Source organism: Nocardia spumae, from assembly GCF_020733635.1.
Taxonomy (GTDB): Bacteria; Actinomycetota; Actinomycetes; order Mycobacteriales; family Mycobacteriaceae; genus Nocardia; species Nocardia spumae.
In genome coordinates, this window is record NZ_JAJFZL010000001.1 from 271983 (window position 1) to 294635 (window position 22653).

At 68.5% G+C, this 22653-nt stretch carries 19 protein-coding genes; 10 read left to right on the top strand and 9 right to left on the bottom strand.

Translation table 11 applies throughout. From position 1 onward, the window contains the following. The first annotated feature begins 368 nt into the window (after positions 1-368). Positions 369-2750, top strand: a complete 2382-nt coding sequence (gene lon / locus LKD76_RS01215) for an endopeptidase La (protein ID WP_372465962.1) — start codon at positions 369-371, stop codon at positions 2748-2750. Between the two features lie 38 nt (positions 2751-2788). Here the strand turns inward: lon and LKD76_RS01220 are convergent, their stop codons facing one another. From LKD76_RS01220 to LKD76_RS01230, 3 genes are read right to left on the bottom strand one after another with little or no spacing between them, the layout of a single operon-like run. Continuing rightward, on the bottom strand, positions 2789-3397 hold the full coding sequence (locus LKD76_RS01220; protein WP_227979056.1) for a DUF1707 SHOCT-like domain-containing protein: 609 nt from the start codon (positions 3395-3397) through the stop codon (positions 2789-2791). A gap of 32 nt (positions 3398-3429) precedes the next feature. Beyond that, on the bottom strand, positions 3430-3942 hold the full coding sequence (locus LKD76_RS01225) for a PaaI family thioesterase (RefSeq protein ID WP_227979057.1): 513 nt from the start codon (positions 3940-3942) through the stop codon (positions 3430-3432). A gap of 29 nt (positions 3943-3971) precedes the next feature. After that, on the bottom strand, positions 3972-4535 hold the full coding sequence (locus LKD76_RS01230) for a TetR/AcrR family transcriptional regulator (RefSeq protein ID WP_227979058.1): 564 nt from the start codon (positions 4533-4535) through the stop codon (positions 3972-3974). A 90-nt stretch (positions 4536-4625) separates the two neighbouring features. On the opposite strand from LKD76_RS01230, the gene LKD76_RS01235 reads away from it, so the two are divergent. From LKD76_RS01235 to LKD76_RS01260, 6 genes are all read left to right on the top strand, one after another. Beyond that, on the top strand, positions 4626-5735 hold the full coding sequence (locus LKD76_RS01235; protein WP_227979059.1) for a DNA polymerase IV: 1110 nt from the start codon (positions 4626-4628) through the stop codon (positions 5733-5735). 112 nt (positions 5736-5847) lie between these two features. Continuing rightward, positions 5848-6633 carry an enoyl-CoA hydratase/isomerase family protein gene (locus LKD76_RS01240; protein ID WP_227979060.1) on the top strand — a complete coding sequence of 262 codons (786 nt, stop codon included), beginning with the start codon at positions 5848-5850 and terminating at the stop codon, positions 6631-6633. A gap of 92 nt (positions 6634-6725) precedes the next feature. After that, on the top strand, positions 6726-8615 hold the full coding sequence (locus LKD76_RS01245) for a hypothetical protein (protein ID WP_227979061.1): 1890 nt from the start codon (positions 6726-6728) through the stop codon (positions 8613-8615). 90 nt (positions 8616-8705) lie between these two features. Then, complete coding sequence (locus tag LKD76_RS01250; protein ID WP_227979062.1) at positions 8706-9701, top strand: oxidoreductase; 996 nt, start codon at positions 8706-8708, stop codon at positions 9699-9701. An 87-nt stretch (positions 9702-9788) separates the two neighbouring features. Next, positions 9789-10361 (top strand): TetR/AcrR family transcriptional regulator, encoded by a 573-nt coding sequence (locus LKD76_RS01255; RefSeq protein WP_227979063.1) that lies wholly within the window; start codon positions 9789-9791, stop codon positions 10359-10361. A 110-nt stretch (positions 10362-10471) separates the two neighbouring features. Further along, positions 10472-11662, top strand: coding sequence for a Cmx/CmrA family chloramphenicol efflux MFS transporter (locus tag LKD76_RS01260; protein ID WP_227979064.1), 1191 nt, complete (start codon positions 10472-10474; stop codon positions 11660-11662). Between the two features lie 55 nt (positions 11663-11717). Here LKD76_RS01260 and LKD76_RS01265 read toward each other — a convergent pair whose 3' ends face one another. Beyond that, positions 11718-13598 carry an ABC transporter ATP-binding protein gene (locus LKD76_RS01265; RefSeq protein WP_227979065.1) on the bottom strand — a complete coding sequence of 627 codons (1881 nt, stop codon included), beginning with the start codon at positions 13596-13598 and terminating at the stop codon, positions 11718-11720. A 175-nt stretch (positions 13599-13773) separates the two neighbouring features. Here LKD76_RS01265 and LKD76_RS01270 point away from each other — a divergent pair, with 175 nt between their 5' ends. Together LKD76_RS01270 and LKD76_RS01275 are read left to right on the top strand one after the other, a co-directional pair. Next, positions 13774-14694, top strand: a complete 921-nt coding sequence (locus LKD76_RS01270; RefSeq protein WP_227979066.1) for an NADP-dependent oxidoreductase — start codon at positions 13774-13776, stop codon at positions 14692-14694. Positions 14695-14728: 34 nt separating this feature from the next. Next, positions 14729-17497: an FAD-binding and (Fe-S)-binding domain-containing protein gene (locus LKD76_RS01275; protein WP_227979067.1), complete on the top strand. Its 2769-nt coding sequence runs from the start codon at positions 14729-14731 to the stop codon at positions 17495-17497. Between the two features lie 82 nt (positions 17498-17579). Here LKD76_RS01275 and LKD76_RS01280 read toward each other — a convergent pair whose 3' ends face one another. Beyond that, positions 17580-17759 (bottom strand): hypothetical protein, encoded by a 180-nt coding sequence (locus LKD76_RS01280; protein ID WP_227979068.1) that lies wholly within the window; start codon positions 17757-17759, stop codon positions 17580-17582. A 200-nt stretch (positions 17760-17959) separates the two neighbouring features. Here LKD76_RS01280 and LKD76_RS01285 point away from each other — a divergent pair, with 200 nt between their 5' ends. After that, the gene (locus tag LKD76_RS01285) at positions 17960-18886 is read left to right on the top strand and encodes a DNA-3-methyladenine glycosylase family protein (RefSeq protein ID WP_227979069.1); all 927 of its coding nucleotides are present in this window, start codon (positions 17960-17962) and stop codon (positions 18884-18886) included. Positions 18887-18897: 11 nt separating this feature from the next. On the opposite strand, the gene LKD76_RS01290 is transcribed toward LKD76_RS01285, so the two are convergent. From LKD76_RS01290 to fabG, 4 genes are read right to left on the bottom strand one after another with little or no spacing between them, the layout of a single operon-like run. Next, entirely contained in the window at positions 18898-20172 is a 1275-nt protein-coding gene (locus LKD76_RS01290) for an ABC transporter substrate-binding protein (RefSeq protein ID WP_227985044.1), read from the bottom strand. Continuing rightward, entirely contained in the window at positions 20169-21008 is an 840-nt protein-coding gene (locus LKD76_RS01295) for a carbohydrate ABC transporter permease (protein ID WP_227979070.1), read from the bottom strand. Before LKD76_RS01295 ends, LKD76_RS01290 begins: the two co-directional genes overlap by 4 nt. Beyond that, entirely contained in the window at positions 20998-21864 is an 867-nt protein-coding gene (locus LKD76_RS01300; protein WP_227979071.1) for a carbohydrate ABC transporter permease, read from the bottom strand. The genes LKD76_RS01295 and LKD76_RS01300 overlap by 11 nt, the downstream gene beginning before the upstream one ends. 36 nt (positions 21865-21900) lie before the next feature. Then, positions 21901-22653: a 3-oxoacyl-ACP reductase FabG gene (gene fabG, locus LKD76_RS01305; RefSeq protein ID WP_227979072.1), complete on the bottom strand. Its 753-nt coding sequence runs from the start codon at positions 22651-22653 to the stop codon at positions 21901-21903.

Genomic DNA, 22653 nt, shown 5'->3' on the forward strand with positions numbered 1-22653 from the left:
AGTATCGAGCGGAAATTCTCGACCTCGAATCGGATGAGCATCGAGCACCTCGCTGCACATAGGTGGGCGTATTCGTCGAAACCGTACCGAATCGGCCTGTTACCTGCGTCTCGGAAGCGCGCAGGTCGATAGTTGAGTTCGGTGATCTCCTGTCGAACGGCCTGGCTGTCTGCCGTGCTCCGTCGTTCGCTGCCGGTGAACGTGGGGGTGGAACAACTCGGACGGGCTCGCAGTTGAGTAGGTAACGCTCAACCCTGGAGGCGAAGAAACCGAAGGATCCGGGGCATGCTTTGGAAGGGGCTAGAACTGTGAGTACCCCACAACGTCTACCGGTGCTGTTCCTGACCGACCCGGTCGTGTTGCCGGGCATGGTCGTCCCGATCGAACTCGACGAATCGGCGCAGGCGGCCATCGACGCCGCGCGGGCCGCGAACTCGGATTCCGTGCTGCTGGCGCCGCGCTTGGACGAGGGTTACGCCGCCTACGGTGTGATCGCGACCATCGAACAGGTCGGCCGGATGCGCGGTGGCGCCGCGGCCGCGGTGTTGCGCGCCGAACGCCGCGCCAAGATCGGGCACGGTGTCACCGGACCCGGCGCCGCGCTGTGGGTCGAGGCCGAACCGGTCGACACCCCCGCGCCCGATGCCGCGACGAAGGAACTGGCCGCCGAATACAAGCAGCTGGTCGTCTCGGTCCTGCAGCGTCGTGAGGCCTGGCAGGTCATCGATATGGTGAACCGGCTGACCGACCCGTCGGCCTTGGCCGATACCGCCGGCTACGCGCCGTATCTGACCGATGAGCAGAAGCGTGAACTGCTCGACACCCCCGATGTCGCGGCCCGTTTGACCACCCTGATCGGCTGGACCAAGGACCACATCGCCGAGGCCGAGGTCACCGAGAAGATCAGCGAGGATGTGCGCGAGGGGCTCGAGAAGTCGCAGCGCGAATTCCTGTTGCGCCAGCAGCTCAACGCGATTCGCAAGGAGCTGGGCGAAGGCGAGCCCGACGGCGCCGACGACTACCGCACCCGCGTCGAGAACGCGGACCTGCCCGGCAATGTCCGCGAGGCGGCGCTACGCGAGGTCGACCGGCTCGAGCACAGCAGCGATCAGAGCCCGGAATCGGGCTGGATCCGGACCTGGCTCGACACCGTGCTGGATCTGCCGTGGAGTGTGAAAACCACCGACAGCACCGATGTGTCGGCCGCGCGTGCCGTCCTGGACGCCGATCACCACGGCTTGGACGAGGTGAAGGACCGCATGGTCGAGTACCTGGCCGTGCGCGCCCGGCGGGCCGCCCGCGGTCTCGAGGTCGTCGGCGGTCGCGGATCCGGCGCCGTGATGGTGCTGGCCGGCCCTCCCGGCGTGGGTAAGACCTCGCTCGGTGAGAGCGTGGCTCGTGCCCTGGGCCGCAAGTTCGTGCGTGTCGCCCTGGGCGGTGTGCGCGACGAGGCCGAGATCCGCGGTCACCGCCGCACCTACGTCGGCGCCCTGCCCGGCCGGATCGTCCGTGCGATCAAGGAGGCGGGTTCGATGAATCCCGTGGTCCTGCTGGACGAGATCGACAAGGTGGGCTCGGACTTCCGGGGCGATCCGGCGGCCGCGCTGCTGGAGGTGCTGGACCCCGCGCAGAACCACACCTTCCGCGACCACTACCTGGATCTGGATCTGGACCTGTCCGATGTGCTGTTCATCGCGACCGCGAATGTCATGGAGACCATTCCCGGCCCGCTGCTGGACCGCATGGAGCTGATCACCGTCGACGGCTACACCGAGGACGACAAGGTCGCGATCGCTCGTGACTTCCTCGTGCCCCGGCAGCTGGAGCGCAATGCGCTGACCGCCGAGGAGGTTTCGTTCACCGACGAGGCACTGCGGGAGATCGCGGCGAACTACACCCGGGAAGCCGGTGTGCGCCAGCTGGAGCGGCTGCTCGCGAAGGCGCTGCGCAAGGCGGCAACTCGGCTGTCGCAAGACGAACTCGGTGCCGCGACCGGTGATGCCACCGTCGTCGACCTGGGCTACGACCCCGCGCTGGGTTATGGCTCCGGACGCGAGAAGTCCGATGTCGCAGCGGTTTCCGAGTCGCTGACCATCGGTCTGGGCGATCTGAAGGACTACCTGGGTCGTCCGCGGTTCACCCCCGATTCGGTCGAGCGCACCTCGGTCCCCGGTGTGGCGACCGGATTGGCGGTGACCGGCGCCGGTGGTGATGTCCTCTACATCGAGGCCAACGCCGCCGAGGGCGAGCGTTCGCTGACCCTGACCGGTCAGCTGGGCGACGTCATGAAGGAGTCCGCACAGATCGCGCTGACCTACGTCCGCTCGCATCTGGAGGAGATCGGGATCGAGCCGAAGGTGCTGGATCGCAATATCCACATCCACTTCCCGGCCGGCGCCGTGCCCAAGGACGGACCGTCCGCGGGTGTCACCATGGTCACCGCCTTGGTGTCGCTGGCACTGGATCGGCAGGTGCGCGCCGATGTCGGTATGACCGGTGAGGTCACGCTGAACGGACGGGTGTTGCCGATCGGCGGCGTGAAGCAGAAGCTGCTCGCCGCACAGCGCGCCGGGCTGAAGACCGTGTTCATTCCGGCCCGCAACGAGCCGGATCTGGATGAGGTCCCGGCGGAGGTGCTGGCCGCCCTGGATGTTCGCCCCGTCGCCGACGTGGCCGACATCCTGGCCTACGCCATCGAACCGGTGGCCGAACCGGCCTACGCCGGCCAGGCGTTCGCGGCGACCGCCTGATCGCGGACCGAAGGGCCGTATCCCGAGGGGTACGGCCCTTACCGTCGCAGCAGCCAGGACAGAAATGAGCGGCGTGGCGGTTTCGAATAGCGGGCGCGGATGGATCCGGAGCCGATCGAACCGTCGACGCGCAGGGTCGGATATCCGGGCAGCGGCGGCTCGGTGACCTTGTTCTTCGTGCGGCCGCTGGCCAGGGCCACCCGGTCGAGGTCCACTCGCCAGCCGTGCGGAACCGTCAATCGGACACTGCCGGAGCCGATTCCGATGTGCAGTTCCACGACCGGATGCGGGCAGATCGCCTCGGAGAAGTCGAGTCGCACCGAACCGGAGGCCGCGGTCGCGGTGATCTCCGCGGGCGCGACCCATTGGCCGTCCTTGCGGATGGACCCGGCGATGGTGCTCAGCACCAGGGGTTCGGTCGCGGCGGCCACCGGCAGATCGGCGGTCACGGCCGCGAGATCCGCCCGGGTGCGCGCGGCGTAGACGGCGGCCAGACGCTGGTCGAGTTCGCCGAGATCGAGCGAGCCGTCGCCGAGGGCCAGTTGTAGCTGGCGGGCCACCTGGGCGCGTTCGTGGTCGGTGATGCGTACCGCGGGTGCCGGGCTCTGGGGGGCGATGTCCGGGTGGCGGTCCGAGGGGTCGGTCATCGGCTCATCCTTATGATCGTGATGCCGAAATCCTACGGTCGGTGCTCCGGTCCGGGACGCCCCGGTGTGCGATCGCGGACAGGGCTCAGCCGGTTGCCACGCACGGTGCGGTCGACGGTGCGGACAGTGCCCTGGGCCAATGCGCACAGCGTGCTGGAATCATCGGTGTCGCAATAGATCTCACAGCGGGTGACGGCTTGGCGGCGGGTGGCGTCGGTGACGGCGGCCCGCGCGCGTAACCGCGCGCCCTGCGCCGGGCGCAGGTAGGTGATGCTGAAACCCCCGGTCAGCACATTCGGGCCGAGGGCCGATCCGGCGGCGAAGGTGAGCGCGTTATCGGCCAGATAGGCCAGCACGCCGCCGTGGACGAATCCGAACTGCTGGGCATGCTCGGGCCGTAGCCCGACCACCAATGTCGCCACACCGCCTCCGAATTCGGTGATCTCGGTGCCGACGTGCCGGGCGAACGGCTGCGCCGCCAGCACCGCACGCGCCTGCTCGAGGGTGAGTTCGTCCCGCGCCCGGTCCTGGGTCGAAATATCCATGGGTACCGCCTTCGGTGGTCGAGAAGTCGTCACGCGCGTCCGTCGTGGCGCAGCGTCGTCCACGCCGCCGTCGCCAACACCTCCGCGACATCGATCGGCGCCGCGGTGACACCGCCGCCGACCCACTGCCGGGAGTACTCCTGGGCGGGGCCGAGCCACAGTGCGTACAGCAGGTCGAAGTCGAGGTCGCGGACCGCGCCGTAGCGGGCGTGGGTACGCCACCAGCGCGCCACCGACACCAGGAAGTCGCGGTTGCTGTCGCTGTCGCGCACCCCGGGCGGCCGGGGTGACATGAGAATGGTTGCGCGGTACCGGTTGTCGGTGACCCAGCGCAGGTGCTCCGTGACCCCCGCGACTACTCCTTCCCGGGCATCGGCGCTGTCGGCGACGCTCGCCCAGAAACACTGTTGATAGTCGGCCAGCGCATGGGCCCACACCTGCCGGTACAGATCCGCCTTGTCCGGGAAGTGGTGATACAGCGCGCCGACGCTGGCTCCGGCGTCCTCCCGGATTCGGCTCAGTGTCGCTTCGAGCGCCCCCTGTTCGGCGAACTGCCGCTCGGCGGCGAGCAGTAACCGATCTCGAATCTTCATATCCAGAATTTAGTTCTGTTTTTCGAGGGGTGCAAGGCGCGCCCGGGAAAGTTCGCTCGGGTGTCGGTCCGGTGCGGTAAGAACGGACCTGTGGCCAGGTGGCTGTTACACGTCGACCTCGACCAATTCCAGGCGGCGGTGGAGTTCCGCCGTCATCCCGAGCTGCGCGGGCAGCAGGTGATCGTCGGCGGAAACGGTGATCCGAACGAACCTCGCAAAGTCGTGACCTGTGCGTCGTATCCGGCGCGGGCGTTCGGCGTGCGAGCCGGGATGCCCTTGCGCACCGCACTCCGCAAATGTCCGGAGGGAGTCTTCCTGCCGCTGGATATGACGACCTACGAGGAGGCCTCCGACGACGTGATGGAGGTGTTGCGGCGCTTCCCGGTGCGGGTCGAGGTGCTGGGCTGGGACGAGGCCTTTCTCGCCGCCGATACCGACGATCCGGAGGCGCTCGCCCGCGAGATCCGACGTGCCGTAGCGGAGTTGGGGCTCACCTGCTCGATCGGCATCGGCGACAACAAACTTCGCGCGAAGCTCGCCACCGGATTCGCCAAGGCCGTCGGTAAGGGTGTGCGGGAGGAGCCGAATACCGTTACGGACGAGGATGTCCGGAACGATTCCGTCGCCGTCGCCCATCCAGGCGCCGGGATATTCCGGCTCACCGCCGAGAACTGGGACGAGCTGATGGCACATCGGCCGACCAGTGCGCTGTGGGGTATCGGTACGCGCATCGCACAGCGGATGTCGGCACTGGGGATCAACACCGTCGCCGAACTGGCGGCTTCCGATCGCCGGGTGCTGGCCGCGGAATTCGGCCCGTCGACGGGTCCCTACCTGTGGGTGCTGGGCCACGGGGCGGGCGATACCGACGTCGTGACCGAACCCCGGATTCCGGTGGGACGCAGCAAATCCGAGACCTTTCCGCACGATCTCACCGAGCGGGCGGAGGTCCGGGCGCAGGTGGCGCGACTGGCCCGCGAGGTCGCCGCGGAGATGGCCGCGGCGGGGCGGGTCGGGGTGCGGGTGGGAGTTACCGTGCGTACCAACACCTTCTACACCCGTACCAAGCAGAAGAAGCTGCCCGAACCGACGATCGAGGCCGAGGCGATCGTGGCGGTCGCCCTCGAGATCGTCGACCGTTTCGAACTCGATCGGCCGGTCCGGCTGCTCGGGGTACGACTCGAACTCGTTCCGCAATGACCGGCCCGGCGTTTCCGTTCCCGGATGCCGGATATGCCTGGGTGGTGGCGGCGTCGCACGGCGTGCGGCGGTTTGTCATGCTGGGCCCGCAGACTCGAGCGAAAGGCAGCCCATGAGCGAGTACGAGACGATCACCTTCGAGCGGACCGGCCCCGTCGCCCGGATCACCCTGAACCGGCCCAAGGCCGCCAACGGTATCGACCACGTCCTCGGCCGGGAACTGGCCGAGATCGCGGGGCAGTGTGTGGACGATCCCGCTCTGAAGGCGGTTGTGCTGACCGGCGCGGGCAAGTTCTTCTCCGCCGGCGGTGATCTCAAGGCGATGGCCGCCCAGGACGGTGGCGCCGGAGCGTACGTCAAGGGTCTGGCCGACGATCTGCACGAGGCGCTGTCCTCCTTCGCCCGGATGGACGCGCTGCTGATCGTCGCGGTCAACGGTGTGGCCGCCGGTGCCGGATTCAGCCTGGCGATGGCCGGTGATCTGGTGCTCGCGGGCGAATCCGCGGCCTTCACCATGGCCTACACCCGGGCCGGACTCAGCCCCGACGGCGGCGCCTCCTACTACCTGCCGCGACTGATCGGACTGCGCCGCACCCAGGAACTGATGTTCACCAACCGCACGCTGTCGGCCGCCGACGCACTGGACTGGGGGCTGCTGCACCGGGTGGTGCCCGATGCCGAGCTCGCCTCCGCCGTCGACGAACTGGTCGCGGAGTTCGCGGCGGGACCGCGGCACTCCAATGCCAGTGTCAAGAAGCTGCTGCTGGTCAGCTCCTCGCATACGCTCGAGGAACAGACCGCGCGGGAGGCCGCCTTCATCGCCGCCTGTGCCGACTCCCCCGACGGCGCCGAGGGTATCGCCGCATTCCTCGGCAAACGCGCACCGTCCTTCGAATGACCTCCTGACTCGCCGCCCGCGACGCAGTGGCCACTAGGGTGGGATGTCATGTTCTCCGCGCCCGGCCTCACCCGAGGATCGCGGGTGGCCGGGTGATCACCGCCCGGACGGTGGCCGACAGTGCGGTGGATCCGTCGCAGCGCGACCGGTCCACCGGCGCCGCGCGGTCGTTCGCGCACCGCTCGTCGTCGATCCTGCTGGTGGCGTCGCTGCTGGTCGTCGCGCAGATCGCGCTTCGCGGCCGGGTGGCCGGTCGGGGCTACTTCTATTGGGACGATCTCATCCTGGTGGGCCGCGCGGACCGCTATCCGCTGTGGTCGGCGGACCTGCTGCTGTACGACCACGACGGCCATTTCATGCCGCTGGCCTTCGTCACCGCCTGGGTGGTGACGAAGATCGCGCCGCTGCAGTGGGCCGGGCCGGTGGTCACCATGCTGATCCTGCAGCTGGCCGCGTCGATCGCGGTGGTGCGGATGCTGCTGGTGCTGATCCCGGCGCGACCCGGGCAGACCCCGCGGTGGGTCGTGCTGGTCCCGCTGATCGGCTATCTGTTCTGTCCGCTGACGTTGCCGGCGTTCGCGTGGTGGGCGGCGTCGTTGAACGCGCTGCCGCTGCAGTTCGCGCTGGCCTGGGTGATCGCGGACGCGGTGTTGCTGGTGCGCACCGGACGTGGGCGCTATGCCGTCTCCGGTGTGCTGGTGTTGATCGTGGGTCTGCTCTTCTTCGAGAAGGCCGTGGTGGTGCCGTTCGTCGCCTTCGCCGTCGCGGTGCTGGATCGGTATCTGCGCCCGCCGACGGGCGAACCCGAGTGCAGTGGTCCGGCGGCGGTGCGGTCGGTCGCCCGTGCGGGCGCGGGGCTGTGGCTGGGTTCGGTGGCGATCCTGGCGGCCTGGGTGGCGGTCTATCTGACCCTGGCCGACCACACCGCGCTCGATACGAGTCTGGCGGGGACGCGCCGGCTGCTGCACAGCGCCACGTCGCTCGGTATCGTCCCGACGCTGTTGGGCGGGCCGTGGGTATGGGCGCGCTGGCTGCCGTCGACGCCCTGGGCCACACCTCCCGGATGGACCGTCGTTCCCGCGTGGCTGCTGGTCGGACTGGTCGTGCTGCTGTCGCTGCGGACGCGCCGCCGGGTGTTGCCGGTGTGGCTGCTGGTGGCCGGATACGTACTGGCCGTGCAACTTCCGATCGTGCTGGTCCGGGGTGGGCCCAATACGGCCGCGGAATTGATGCAATCGCTGCGTTATCTGGCGGATGTCGCGGTGGTGCTCGCCGCCGCGGTCGCACTACTGCTGGCTGCCCCGCCGCGCGGGAACCGATCGGCGAGGTGGCCGCGCCGGCCCGGCCGGGTCGCGGTGGCGCTGATCGTGGCGTTCGTCGTCAGCAGTATGTGGACCACGGTGTCGTTCACCCGGTCGTGGCAGGTGAGCCCGACTCGCACCTATCTCACCAACGCCCGAGCGGCATTCGCGGAGCCCGGCGGCGCACCGCTGCTCGAGCAGGAGGTGCCGTGGGAGATCCTGACCCCGATGACCTATCCGCAGAATCTCGCGGCACAGGTCCTCGGGCCGATCGCCGGGCCGGACGCGTTCGGAGTCGCCACCGAGCGGCTGCGGATGCTCACCGACGAGGGTGAGCTGGTGGACGCGTCGGTGTGGTGGAACCGTCGCATCCTCGCGGGGCCCGAGCCGGGGTGCGGATATCGCATCGATGGCCCGCAGCCGATGGCGTTGTGGCTGGACGGTCCGATGCTCGAGCACGGCTGGACCGCGCAGATCAACTACTTCGCCGATCGGGACGGCCGGATCACGGTCGCCATGGAACACGGCGCTCCGGTGATCGCTCCGGTGCGGGCGGGCGTGCATACCGTCTTCGTGCACGTGGTGGGCAGCGGTGAGGTCCTGCGAATCGGTTCGCGCACACCGGGTCTGGACGTCTGCGTCGGCGTCGGGCCGGTCGGCGTCGCGGCCTTCGAGCGGTGAGATCGGCCGGTGGGGGCCGGCTCGGGCACGGGGTGCGTAGATCATCTTCGCCATAGCCGCGGGGCATCGATGGCACCTATGCTCGAACGCATGCAGTTCCAGGCGATGGTTGCGCATGAGACCGAGAACGGCGTCACACTGGCTCGTGAGGAGGTCGGCGAGGATTTCCTCGGCCCGGGCGCGGTGACGATCAAGGTGCACTACTCGAGTGCGAACTTCAAAGACGGGCTGGCCATCACCCCGCGCGGCGGTGTGGTGCGCAATTACCCGATCATCCCGGGGATCGATCTCACCGGTGAGGTGATCGCCTCGGAGGATCCCGCGTTCGCGGTCGGTGACGAGGTCGTCGCGCACGGCTACGAGATCGGTGTCGCGCACAACGGTGGATACGCCGAATACGCCCGGGTGCCCGCCGAGTGGGTGGTGAAACTCGAGGGAGTCAGCACCCGTGAGGCCGCCGCGCTGGGCACTGCCGGATTCACCGCCGCCATGAGTGTGCAGGCGCTGCTGGATCGGGGGCTGACACCCGCGGACGGCCCCGTGCTGGTGACGGGCGCGACCGGTGGTGTCGGCAGTGTCGCGGTCGATATCCTGTCGGGTCTCGGTTTCGAGGTCACCGCCTCCACCGGAAAGACCGATGCCGGGGATCTGTTGTCGACGCTGGGCGCCGCCGCGGTCATCGGCCGCCTGCCGGAGGATCCCGATGCGAAACCTCGCCCGCTGGGCAAGGCGCAATGGTCGGCCGCGGTGGACAGTGTCGGTGGGAAGTCCCTGGCACACATCCTCAGCACCATCCGCTACGGCGGCTCGGTGGCCGTGAGCGGTCTCACCGGCGGCACCGAATTGCCCACCACCGTGATGCCCTTCATCCTGCGTGGCGTCAGCCTGCTGGGTATCGACTCGGTGAACTTCCCGATCGAACAGCGCCGCGCACTGTGGGCACGGCTGGGCAAGGATCTGAAGCCGGGACATCTGTCCGCGCTCGAGCACATCGCCCCGGTCACCGCCGCCGAATCCGTCCTGCATGCCATCCGAAGCGGACAGCATTCCGGTCGCACCGTTCTCGCTGTCGCCGGCGAGTTCTGATCCCGGTCGATCACCATGCCTCCACCGCGTGGTGATCGTCGGCGGCGATTCTGTACTGATCTATCCAAAATGTGCTACCGTCGCTCCATGGCCCGACCCAAGCAGTTCGAAGAATCCGACGCGGTCGATGCGGCGATGCGGGCGTTCTGGAGTTCCGGTTACGAGGGCACGTCCACCCAGGACCTTTGTGCGGCAACAGGTTTGGGCCGTTCGAGCATCTACAACACCTTCAGTAGTAAGCGCGATCTGTTCGAGCGTGCGTTGCGAAAGTACATGGAGTCCAAGAACTCCGACACCTTCGCGCTGCTCGACGGCCCGGACACCGCGCGTGACAAGATTCGCGCGGTGCTGTGGCGCGTGGTCGACGCGCCCGAAGCCGATCCGCTGGGATGTCTCGTGGTGAACACCACTGTCGAGATGGCGCCGCGCGATCCGGGGGTCGCCGCCTTGCTGCGTGCGGATCTGGATCGCCGCACGGCTGCCCTGGTCGCGGTCGTCCGTGCCGGGCAGTCCGCCGGCGATATCGACGACCGGGCCGATCCGGCCGATCTCACGCAATTCGTCATCGCGACCATCGGCGGGATGCGGGTGGCGGCCCGGGGTGGCGCTACGCGGGAAACGCTGCGAGGTATCGCCGAGACCGCGCTGCGATGTCTCTGATGTCCTAGCGCGCCCGGCCTCTGTCCGCGTCGTCGGCCGCTGTCGACGCCGTCCGCGGCCGAACCGCGCCCTCATTTTGAACTGACCGTTCCAAATTGGAAGGAAACGATATGCCCTCGGCGGTATACATATTGGGCCTGGCGATCTTCGCCCAGGGCACCTCGGAGATGATGTTGTCGGGTCTGCTCACCGAGATGTCCGCTGATCTCGGCGTATCGGTTCCGCAAGCGGGACTGTTGATCTCGGCGTTCGCCGTCGGAATGCTCATCGGCGCACCGATTTCGGCGATCGTCACCACGTGCTGGTCGCGTCGCGCCGCCCTGACGGCCTTTCTCGCGATCTTCATCGTCACCCATGCACTCGCGGCGCTGACCTCCGATTACCGGATCCTGATCGCGACCCGCGTGGTGGGCGCCTTCGTCTACGCGGGATTCTGGGCGGTGGCCTCGGCCACCGTGATCGGGCTGGTGCCGGCGACCGCGCGCGGGCGTGCGATGAGTGTGATGGCGGGCGGTCTCACCGTCGCGACCATTCTGGGCCTGCCGGCCGGTACCTTCATCGGCCAGCAACTCGGCTGGCGCGCGGCGTTCTGGGCAGTGGCCGCCGTCTGCGCCCTGGTATTGATCGCGGTCGTGGTGGCGGTGCCGAATCAGCGGGCCGGCGAGGTCACATCGGTGCGAAAAGAACTGCGCGCGTTGGCTACCGGACCGGTTGCCCTGCTGTACGGGACGACCATGGTGGCGACGGCGGCACTGCTGGTCACCTTCGGTTATCTCGGCGCGTTGCTGACCGAGACCACCGGCGTGGGCGACAGCTGGGTTCCGGTGATTCTCGGCATCTACGGATTCGGCTCATTGGTCGGGATCGCCGTCGGTGGGCGTAGCGCCGACGCCCATCCGACCCGCAATCTCGTGATCGGACTCTCGGGGCTGGTGCTCAGTTCGGTACTGCTCGCGTCTACCGCACACTACTGGCCGGCGGTGGTGGTATCGGCATTTCTGCTGGGAGCGTTCGGTTTCGGGACGAATCCGGTGTTGAACAGCCGGGTGTTCGGGCTGGCTCCCGGTTCCGGCACACTGGGCGCTGCGGGCAATGTGATGTCGTTCAATGTGGGAATCACGCTGGGCCCCTGGCTGGGCGGCCTGGCGATCGGCGGCGGTATGGGTTATCCGGCGGTGGCGTGGATCGGGGCACTGCTCGGTGTGGTGGCGTTGGGACCGGTGTTTCTGAGCCGATCGGTCGAACGGTCCGTGCGGACGGCCGATACCGAGGTGCCGGAAGGAGTTCCGGCCGAACTGTGACACCGGATTCCGCTGCCGGGCGGCGAGGTCTGCTCGACCTCGCCGCCCGCGGACCCTAGGCCGCCACGACCGCCGCGTCATCGGCGAACTGGGTGCGGTACAGCTCGGCGTAGCGTCCCTGCGCGCCGAGCAACTCCGCGTGGCCGCCCCGCTCGACGATGCGCCCGTCCTCGACGACCAGAATCTCGTCGGCATTGCGAATCGTGGACAGCCGGTGCGCGATCACCAACGCCGTACGCCCATCCAATGCCTCGGTCAGGGCTTCCTGCACCGCGGCCTCCGACGTGGAGTCCAGGGAGGCGGTGGCCTCGTCGAGGATCACCACCCGCGGCTGCTTGAGCAGCAATCGAGCGATGGTCAGCCGTTGCCGCTCACCGCCGGACAGCCGGTATCCGCGCTCACCGACCACCGTGTCCAAACCGTCGGGCAGTTGGTCGATCACGGCGCGTAACCGCGCCCGCTCCAAGGCATCCCACAGTTCCTCCTCACCGGCCTGCGGCCGAGCCAGCAGCAGATTGGCGCGGATGGTGTCGTGGAACAGATGGCCGTCCTGGGTGACCAGGCCGACGGTGTCCTGAATGGAGCGGGTGCTCAGGTCGCGCACATCGACGCCGTTGAGCCGCACCGCACCGCTGTCCACGTCGTAGAGCCGGGAAACCAGTTGCGCGATGGTGGATTTACCGGCGCCCGACGAGCCGACCAGAGCGATCATCCGTCCCGGCTCGGCGTGCAGCGAGATATCGTGCAGCACCGTGGAACCACCCCGATGATCGAGAGTGGACACATCCTCCAGCGAGGCCAGCGACACCTTGTCCGCCGACGGGTAGGAGAAGTCCACGCCGTCGAATTCCACCGAGACCGGTCCCGCCGGCACCTCGACCGCGTCCGGCGCGTCCTCGATCAGCGGCTTCAGGTCGAGGATTTCGAAGACCCGCTCGAAACTCACCAGCGCCGACATGATGTCCACTCGGGCGCTGGCCAGCGCGGTCAATGGGGTGTAGAGCCGGGTCAGCAGCAGCGAGAGCGCGACCACCGCGCCGGCGTCGAGCTGTCCGCGCAGCGCGTACCAGCCGCCCAGTCCGTAGACCAGGGCCACGGCCAAGGCCGACACCAGCGTGAGCGCGGTGACGAAGACCGTCTGCAGCATCGCCGTCCGCACGCCGATATCGCGCACCCGGCCGGCGCGCACGAAGAATTCGGCCGACTCCTGGTCCGGGCGTCCGAACAGTTTCACCAGGGTGGCGCCCGGTGCGGAGAAGCGCTCGGTCATCTGGGTACTCATCGAGGCGTTGAGCTGAGCCGCCTCACGTTGAATACTCGCGATCCGCGTGCCCATCCGGCGCGCGGGAAGCATGAACAGCGGCAACAGGATCAGTGCCAGCAGGGTGATCTGCCAGGACAGCCGGGCCATCACCGCCACGGTGAGCACCAGCGTCACGATATTGGTCACCACGCCGGACAGGGTGGTGCTGAACGCGCGCTGCGCCCCGATCACATCGTTGTTGAGCCGGCTGACCAGCGCGCCGGTACGAGTGCGGGTGAAGAATGCGACCGGCATCCGCTGGACATGATCGAATACCGCGGTGCGCAGATCGAGGATCAATCCCTCCCCGATCCGTGCCGACAACCACCGGATGACGATGCCCAGGGCCGCGTCCAGGACGGCCACCAGCGCGATCACCGCCGCGAGGGTCAGAACCGAACGCGGTGCGGCATGTCCGACGATGTCGTTGACCACGCGCCCGGCCAGGACTGGATTCGCGACGGTGAGCAGGGCGGACACGATGCTGAACACCAGGAACCCGATGAGCTGGGCGCGATGCGGTCGAGCGAATCGCAGAATGCGCGCGGCCGTCTCGCGACGCAGAGCGCGCCGCTGCTGGGGTGCATGTGCCTGCCGGTACAGCTGACTCCACGCGACCGATTCGATGCTCATCCGCATCTCCTTCCGCTGTCGGAGCCCCATTCAACTCCGAGCCACCGACATTAAGACCTCAACAAAGGTTGAGAGCAAGTAGTCCCGGTTCGCCACGGGCGAAATCCGGCCTCTCTGCCAGGACTCGCGCACTGCCGCGGCCGGTGCCGCGACCACCCGGCCTAGGGTCGTGAGCATGGCATCGAACGATCGAATGACAGCGATCCAATACGACCGCGTGGGCGGGCCCGAGGTGCTGGAACAGGTGGAGGTCCCGATTCCGGTGCCCGAGGCGGGCCAGGTCCGGGTCGTGATCCGGGCGGCCGGGGTCAACCCGGCCGACTGGAAGATGCGCGCCGGTCTGATGCCCGGCCCGGGCGCCTTCCCCCGTCGTGCCGGATTCGAGATCGCCGGCGTGGTCGACGCGGCCGGACCCGACGCCCCGTTCCGGCCCGGGGACGAGGTGCTGGGCTGGTCTCTGGGCGGCGGTTACGCCGACTACGCCCTCGGCGGTCCGCTGGTGGGCAAGCCCGCGGGCCTGTCCTTTCCCGATGCGGCCGCGATTCCGGTCGCCGCCAACACCGCCGGTGGTGGTCTGGCCGAACTCGACATCAAGGCGGGAGAGACGCTGCTGGTGAACGGGGCCTCCGGTGCGGTCGGATCGTTCGTGGTGCAGTTGGCCCGGTCCTTCGGCGCCACGGTCATCGGCACCGCGTCGGCCGCCAATCAGGAGCTGGTGCGCTCACTCGGCGCGGCGCCGACCACCTACGGCTCCGGAGTGGCCGACCGGGTACGGGCCCTGGCTCCGCACGGCATCGACGCGGTGTACGACTGCGCCGGACACGGATTCCTCGACGCGGCAATCGAATTGCGCGGCGGCACCGAGCGCGTCATCACCATCGCCGACGGCGCCGCCGCCGAGAAGGGCGTCGCGTTCTTCTCCCGGCAGGGCAAGGACGGGCTGGATGTGGTGGAGAAGGTCGCGCGACTGGTCGCCGCCGGGGAGTTCCGCCTGCCCGGCCCCGCCCGGACGTATCCGCTCGCCGCGGCCGCCGCGGCCCAGACCGAGAGCGAGTCCGGGCACGGTCTGGGCAAGATCGTGCTGATCCCGTCCTGAACCGAGCGGTAGCGCGGCGTTCTACGCTGGCGATATGACCGACTCCTGGGTGCGGGACCTGCGCGGCCGGATCGATGGCGAGGTCGATGCCGACGAGCGGCGGCGTGCGGAGTACTCCTCGGACGCGTCCAACTATCGGGTGCGGCCGGCGGCGGTGGTCTTCCCGCGCGGTGACGACGATGTCGCGCAGGCGTTGCGCGCGGCCCGCGAGGAGGGGGTTCCGGTCACCGCGCGTGGTGGCGGAACCTCGGTGGCGGGCAATGCGATCGGGCCGGGCCTGGTGCTCGACTTCAGCCGGTACATGAACGCCGTGCTGTCGATCGACGGCCACCGGGCCCGGGTGCAACCGGGTGTCGTCCTGTCCCGGCTGCAGCGGGAAGCGGCCCGCCACGGGGTGCGATTGGGCCCGGATCCCTCGACGCAGAATCGCTGCACTCTCGGCGGAATGATCGGCAACAATGCCTGCGGACCCCGTGCGGTGTCCTGGGGCCGCACCTCCGATACCGTGCGTGAACTGCGCATACTCGACGGTACGGGCGCTGAACGCCGCCTCGGTACCGAGCTGTCGGCAGTACCCGGGCTGGCGGAGTTCACCGGTCGCAATCTGGCGGTGCTGCGTACCGACGTGGGCCGGTTCGACCGGCAGGCCTCCGGCTACGGCCTGCAGTACCTCACGCCGGAGCGCGGCTCGTCGATCGCGCAGGCGTTCGTGGGTTCCGAGGGAACCTGCGGTCTGGTCCTCGACGCGACCGTCGAGCTGGTGCCGCTGCCCGGGGCGACGGCTCTCGCGGTCCTCGGCTATCCCGATATGCCCACTGCCGCAGACGATGTGAACGCGGTGATGGCAGGACGGCCGGTCGCGGTCGAGGGGTTGGACGCGCGTCTGGTGGACGTGGTGCGCGCCCACGGTCGGCCGGTGCCCGAATTGCCCGCCGGTGGCGCGTGGCTCTTCGTCGAATTCGCTGGAGACACCGGGGAACTCGCCTACGAGGCCGCGGCGGCTGGGATCCGGGCCTGCGCCGCACTCGACACCCGGATCGTCACCGATGCGGCGACGGCGGCCCGGCTCTGGCGAATCCGTGCCGACGGCGCCGGGCTCGCCGGGCGCACACCCGCCGGTGCACCGGCCTGGCCCGGCTGGGAGGACGCCGCGGTCCCGCCCGAACGCCTCGGTGACTATCTGCGCGATTTCGACCGCCTGATGCGGGACCATCGGGTGGACGGCCTGCTCTATGGCCATATCGGCGACGGTTGTATCCACGTCCGGCTGGATCTGCCGATCGCCCGGGCGCCCGAGCGTTTCCGCGACTTCCTCTACGACGCCACCGATCTGGTGGTTCGATACGGCGGATCGGCGTCCGGTGAGCACGGGGACGGCCGTGCCCGTTCGGAACTGCTGTCGCGCATGTATTCTCCCGCCGCGCTGCGTGTATTCGCCGAATTCAAGGGCCTTTTCGATCCGGACGAGATTCTCAACCCCGGAGTGCTGGTCCGCCCCGAACCGGTGGACGCGCACCTGCGGGTCGCCGGTCTGCGTCCGGTCCCGGACGCGGGTGGATTCGCCTTCGGCGCGGACGGTGATATCGGCACGGCCGTGCACCGCTGCGTCGGCGTCGGAAAATGCCGGGCCGATACCCGCGCCACCGGCGGGTTCATGTGCCCGTCCTACCTCGCGACGGCCGATGAGCGCGACAGCACCCGGGGCCGGGCCCGGGTACTGCAGGAGGTGGTGCGGGGTGCGCTGGATTGGCGCGACGAGGCCGTCGCCCAGTCGCTGGATCTGTGCCTGTCCTGTCGCGCGTGTGCCTCCGACTGCCCGGCCGGTGTCGATATGGCGACCTACAAATCCGAGACGCTGTATCGAAAGTACCGGGGCCGCCCGCGCCCGATCGACCATTACGTCCTCGGGCAACTACCGCGCTGGCTGGCCGCTGGGACGGCGATGCCGCGAATCGTCAACGCGATCGGCGGACACGAACGCCTGCGCCGGGCGGGGATGCGCGTGGCCGGAATGGATCCGCGGCGGCCGGCGCCGCGCCTGGCGCCGCGCTCGTTCCGGCGGCAATGGGCCCGGCGCGGCGGTGCGGCGCAGCCCGGGCGGCGCCCGGTGGTGATGTTGTGGATCGACAGCTTCACCGATGCCTTCGCGCCCGAAATCGCCTGGGCGGCGGTGGAACTCGTCGAATCGGCGGGATATCGGGTGCGCATCCCGGATCGCCGGGTGTGCTGCGGTCTCACCTGGATCACCACCGGACAGCTCGGCGGTGCGCGAAAACGCCTGCGTGCCGGACTCGATGCGTTGGACGACCATATTCGGCAGGGCGGTCCGGTGATCGGCCTGGAGCCGTCGTGCACCGCGGTGCTGCGGTCCGATCTGACCGAACTGCTGCCCGACGATCCCCGCTCGGCGCCCACCGCCGGGGCAGTACGCACCCTCGCCGAATTCCTCGAGGAACTGCCGGACTGGTCGCCGCCCGATCGCACGGGTGACACCGTGGTGGTGCAGCCGCATTGCCACCAGCACGCGGTGACGGGTTTCGACGCCGATCGGCGACTGTTGCGGCGAACCGGCGCGGATATCACCGAAATTAGCGGATGCTGTGGACTTGCTGGGAACTTCGGAATGCAATCCGGGCATTACGACATTTCGGTGGCCGTCGCCGAGGGCGAATTATTGCCGGCGTTGCGCGCGGCGGATCCGGCGAGTCCGCTACTGGCGGACGGATTCTCGTGCCGTACCCAGGCCGAACAGCTGGGCGGTCGATCCGGTCGCCACCTGGCTCAATATCTGACCGAACCCTGATTCACACATTGGCCAGTCGGACGATGGATCACCATGCACGCCCGTCGCACTCGATGCGGCGGGCGCAGGTGGAAGCCGGAGCTCAGCTGCCGAACGGCAGGGTGCCCGGAGGAATCTGGTAGCCCGAGCTGCCGGCGGAAACCCCGCCCCATGCAGCGAGCAGCCAATTCAGAATGTTGGTAAGCATGTATACCTCCGTCGTGGCATTGCCGAACGATTGCTGTTGAAACCATTCTTCAGCGAAATCGGCGTGCTTAATCATATCGTTACATGACCGCTCGTCCGCGTGACGTAGACCATAGAATTCCGCGCCCCTGCCACGCGTGACCGTTTTCCAGACTAGGCACCCGGCACGGGCGTACCTTCCCACCGCCGGGACGGCCCCTCGGGGCCGACCGCTTGCTCCGATCCGTCCGGACCCGTCTCGGCGACCTCGCCGCGGGCGCGGCGCACAATGGTGCGGTGACAGGACACAGCGAGGGCATCGGACGCACGCTCGTGGCGCCGCGGACCATCGCTCTCGCGCCCACCCTGGCCCCGCTGCGCCGCGGCCACGGCGACCCCTGTCATCGGGTCACCTCCGACGGCGCGCACTGGCGAGCGTCGCGCATGCCCACCGGTCCGGTGACCTATCGCCTCATCCAGTCCGGTCCGCAGGGGGTCGCCGCGCGGGCCTGGGGCCCGGGCGCCGCGGAATTCCTCGATCAGCTGCCGCGGATGCTGTGTGTGGACGAGGACATCAGCGACTTCGCACCCGACCATCCGCGCATCGCCGAAGCGCATCGCCGACATCCCGGTCTGCGCATGCTCCGGACCGGACTGGTCTTCGAGGCACTGGCGCCCGCGGTGCTCGAACAGCGGGTACACACCGTCTCGGCGCGTGCCTCATGGCGAAAGCTGGTGTGGCGGTACGGCGATCCCGCGCCCGGGCCGACGCCGGCGCCGATGCGGGTGCCGCCGAGCGCGGAGACCTGGCGCTATATCCCGTCCTGGGTCTATCACCGGGCCAATGTCGATCCGCAGCGCTCCCGCACGCTCGTCACCGCGGCCCGGACGGCGGCGAGCCTGGAGGCCGCCGCGACGATGGACGCCGCGGAGGCGACCCGGCGGCTGCGCACGGTGCCGGGGATCGGGGTGTGGACCGCCGCGGAGATCGCGCAGCGCGCGTTCGGTGACGCCGATGCCCTGTCGGTCGGGGATTACCATCTGTCCGCGATTGTCGGCTGGACCCTGTTGGGCCGCCCGTTGGACGACGATGCGATGGTCGAATATCTGGAACCGCTGCGGCCGCACCGGTATCGCGCGATCCGGTTGCTCGAGATCTCGGGGCAGGCCCGCAAACCCGCCTTCGGTCCGCGCACACCACTGGTCGACCACAGCCGGATCTGACCGCCTCCCGCTCAGCTGTGGGCCGCGGCCTCCGCGGCCGCCTGGGCCCGAGACAGCGCCTCCGGCACCGGGATCCGGCCCAGGAACATCTCGTCGAAGATCGCGTCGACGGCTCGCAGCGCGGCCGTGAAGCCGGGACCGCCACCGGATTCGATCCGCCGTCCGCGCAGCACGTCGAAGAACGGCGCGACATCGATTCCTTTGGCGGACCAATGGTCTCGGTACACCTGCTGATCGGACACCACGGCCGGAATGGTCTGCCCGCCGGCGGCCAGATAGCGGTTACCCGCGGGGCTGCCCAGCCAGGACAGCACGCGTCGAACCGCCTCGGGATGAGCGCTGTTCGCGTTGGCGGCGACTCCGATCGCGTTGTTCGTACTGACCCGACCCGCCGGTCCCGCCGGAATCATCGCGATACCCCAGCGGAACCGGGCCTGCTCCGCGATCTGGGCCAGCGTGAAACTACCGGATTGGAACAGTGCCAACTTGCCTTGCAGGAAGGCATTCTTCGCGAAATCGCTGCCGGTGCGGGTATCGGCGGCCGGTGGTGTGAGCTGGGCATCGATCAGTCCCGTGAGATACCCGAAGGCATCCACACCCTGTGGACTGTCGAAGACGTAGCGATCGCCGTCCTGGAATCGACCGCCGGCCGAACCCAGATAGGGCAGTTCGATGGATTGGAAGTCGTTGGCGGCGTTGTACGCCCACGGTGCGGCCGTGGCGAGCCGCCGCAGCAGCGGCCGGAAGGTATCCGGTCCGTGCGGGTTCCAGGTCAGCTCGCCCAGTTCCGAGGGATCCACTCCGGCGGCGGCGAGCAAATCGCGGTTGTAGTAGACCACGGTGCCGCCGTCGACGAACTGCGGTACCGCCCAGAGCTTTCCGTGCCGGGTGTACTGTTCGACCGCGCTCGGATCCCATTGCCGCACCGCGTCCGGGCCGAGTAGCGCGCCGATATCGGTGAGCTTCCCGGCATCGGCGTAGTCGGTGTACGTGTTCGCCCAGAACAGGTCGTCGGCGGTGCCACCGGCCACGTCCAAACGCAGCTTCTGCTGGTAGGACGCCCAGGGCACCACCGTGACCCGCACCTCCACATCCGGGTTGGCCCGCTGGAATTCGTCGAGCGCCCCGCGATAGGCCGATACGAAACCGTCGTCCCAGATGCGCATCCGCACCACAGTGCGGCCCGACGGCTCGCTCTCACGGCCCAGCCACAACGCCGCCGTCACCAGCAGTACCGCGCCGAGAACCACGGACAGCACGGCCAGGGTGGAGGTCTTCGGCGTCATTTCAGCCCCGTCCACGCGAGAGATCGCAGCACCTGCCGCTGGAACACCACGAACAGGACCACCAGCGGCACGATGGCGAGTGTGGTCGCCGCCATCACCAGCGTCCACTGCTCGTTGTAGCGGGTCTGCAGATCGGCGGTCGCGACCGTCAGTACCTGCCAGCGGCCCGAGCCCGCCACCAGCGGCCACATGAAGCTGTTCCACTGGGTCACGACGGTGATCACCATCAGGGTCGCCAGGATGGGCCGGCTCATCGGCACCACGACATGGACGAGGATATCGAGCGTATTCGCGCCGTCGAGCCGGGCCGCGCCGAGCATCTCCCCCGGTATGCCGCGAAAGTACTGGCGCAGCAGGAAGATCGCGTAGGGCGAGCCGAAGACGAACGGCAGGATCAGGGCCCAGAAGGTATTGAGCCAACCGAGCCGGGCGAACATCAGATACAGCGGAATCAGCGTGACGATCGGCGGCACCATCATGGTGGCCAGATAGATCCAGAACAGCAGATCACGCCCGCGGAATTCGGTGCAGGCGAAGGCATATGCGGCGAGGATCGAGGTGAGCAACTGGCCGGCGGTGATGAACACCGTCATCAGCGCGGTCACCAGTGCCGCGCGGCCGAAACCGTGCGCGAAGACGTCGCGGAAATTGTCCCCGGTGACCGGATCCGGCAGGGCCAGGGGCGATTCGGCCGCGAACTGTCCCGGCGTCTTCACGGCGGTGAGAGCGCCCAGGACCAGCGGCGCGACCGTGCACATCGCGCCGGCGAGCAACAGCAGATAGGCCGACACCGACCGCAGTGCGGCCGAACGCCGGTGCCGTGGTTCAGAAGTCATGCCCGGCCCTGCCGCGGAAGTACCGATGCTGCGCCACGGTGATGATCACCATGATCACGCAGACGACGATCGACATCACCGCCGCTCGTCCGGGCCGCGCGGCGTCGAAGGCCTCCGAGAAGATCTGCATGGCCACCACATTCGTGCTGTCCCCCGGTCCGCCTCTGGTCAGCGCGTACACCGTGTCGAAGGTCTGGAATGCGGTGATCGTCCCGGTCACCAGCACGAAGAACAGGGTGGGCCGCAGCAGTGGCAGCGTGAGCCAGCGAATCCGCCGCCAGCCGGTGGCGCCGTCCAGGGCGCCGGCCTCATGGATCTCCTCCGGAATCGCGCGCAGCCCCGCGACGAAGAACAACGCCACATAGCCGAAGTTCGACCAGATACTCACCGCCGCAACCGAGGGCAGCGCGAGGGCGGGCTCGGCCAGCCAATCGATGCGCCGGCCGAGCACGGCGTTGAGCGCACCGTCGGTGGGTGCGAACAGCCATCGCCAGATCACACCCACCACCACCGGGGCGCACATCCACGGCAGCGCGAACAACATCCGAAATCCACCACTGGCCCGCCGCCGCACCACCAGCGCCGCGACCACGAAGCCGAGCACCGTCTGCGCCGGCACCACCAGCAGGGTCAGCGCGGCGGTCACCAGCAGGGCGTGACCGAACTCGCCATCGGTCAGGACCGAGCGCCAGTTGCGCAGGCCGACGAACTCCAGCGGGCCGAGCAGATTCCAGCTGTACAGACTCAGCAACGCGACCAGCACTATCGGCAGTACGAGGAACACGCCGATCCCGAGCAGGCTCGGGGCCAGCAGCACCCAACTCGTCGTGGCCCGACGAACCGCACGTCGGTTCATATCGGAAAACGCTACCGGGCCGGCGGTGTGCGCCGCTCAGTCCAGCGGGCCGCCGGCCACGTACACGACCTGGCCGGAAACGAAGCCCGCACCCTCACTGACGAGGAAGGACGCGGTATGTGCGATATCCTCCGGGCGACCGACGCGCTGTACCGGAATCTGGGATGCGGCCGCCTTCTGGAAGTCCTCGAACGGCACGCCCACACGCTCGGCCGTCGCGGCGGTCATATCGGTGACGATGAAACCGGGGGCGATGGCATTGGCCGTGACGCCGAACTTACCGAGTTCCAGCGCAAGCGTTTTGGTGAAACCCTGCAGACCGGCCTTGGCCGCGGAGTAGTTGACCTGGCCCCGATTGCCCTGGGCCGAGCTGCTCGACATGTTCACGATGCGACCCCACTTGGCGTCCACCATGTACTTCTGCACCGCGCGGCTCATCAGGAAGGCGCCACGCAGGTGCACGTTCATCACCGCGTCCCAGTCGTCGACACTCATCTTGAACAGCAGGTTGTCGCGCAGGATGCCGGCGTTGTTGACGAGTACCGTGGGCGGGCCGAGCTCCTCGGCCAGCTGGGTCACCGCGGCGGCCACCGAGGTCTCGTCGGAGACGTCGGCTCCCAGCGCCAGCGCCCGGCCACCGGCCTCGGTGATCGCCCGGACGGTATCGGCGCAGTGCGCCGCGTCCAGATCGAGCACGCCGACCTTCAGCCCGTCCTGTGCCAGCCGGGTCGCGATCGCGGCTCCGATACCCCGTGCTGCGCCGGAAACGACGGCAACGCGTTCAGCCAT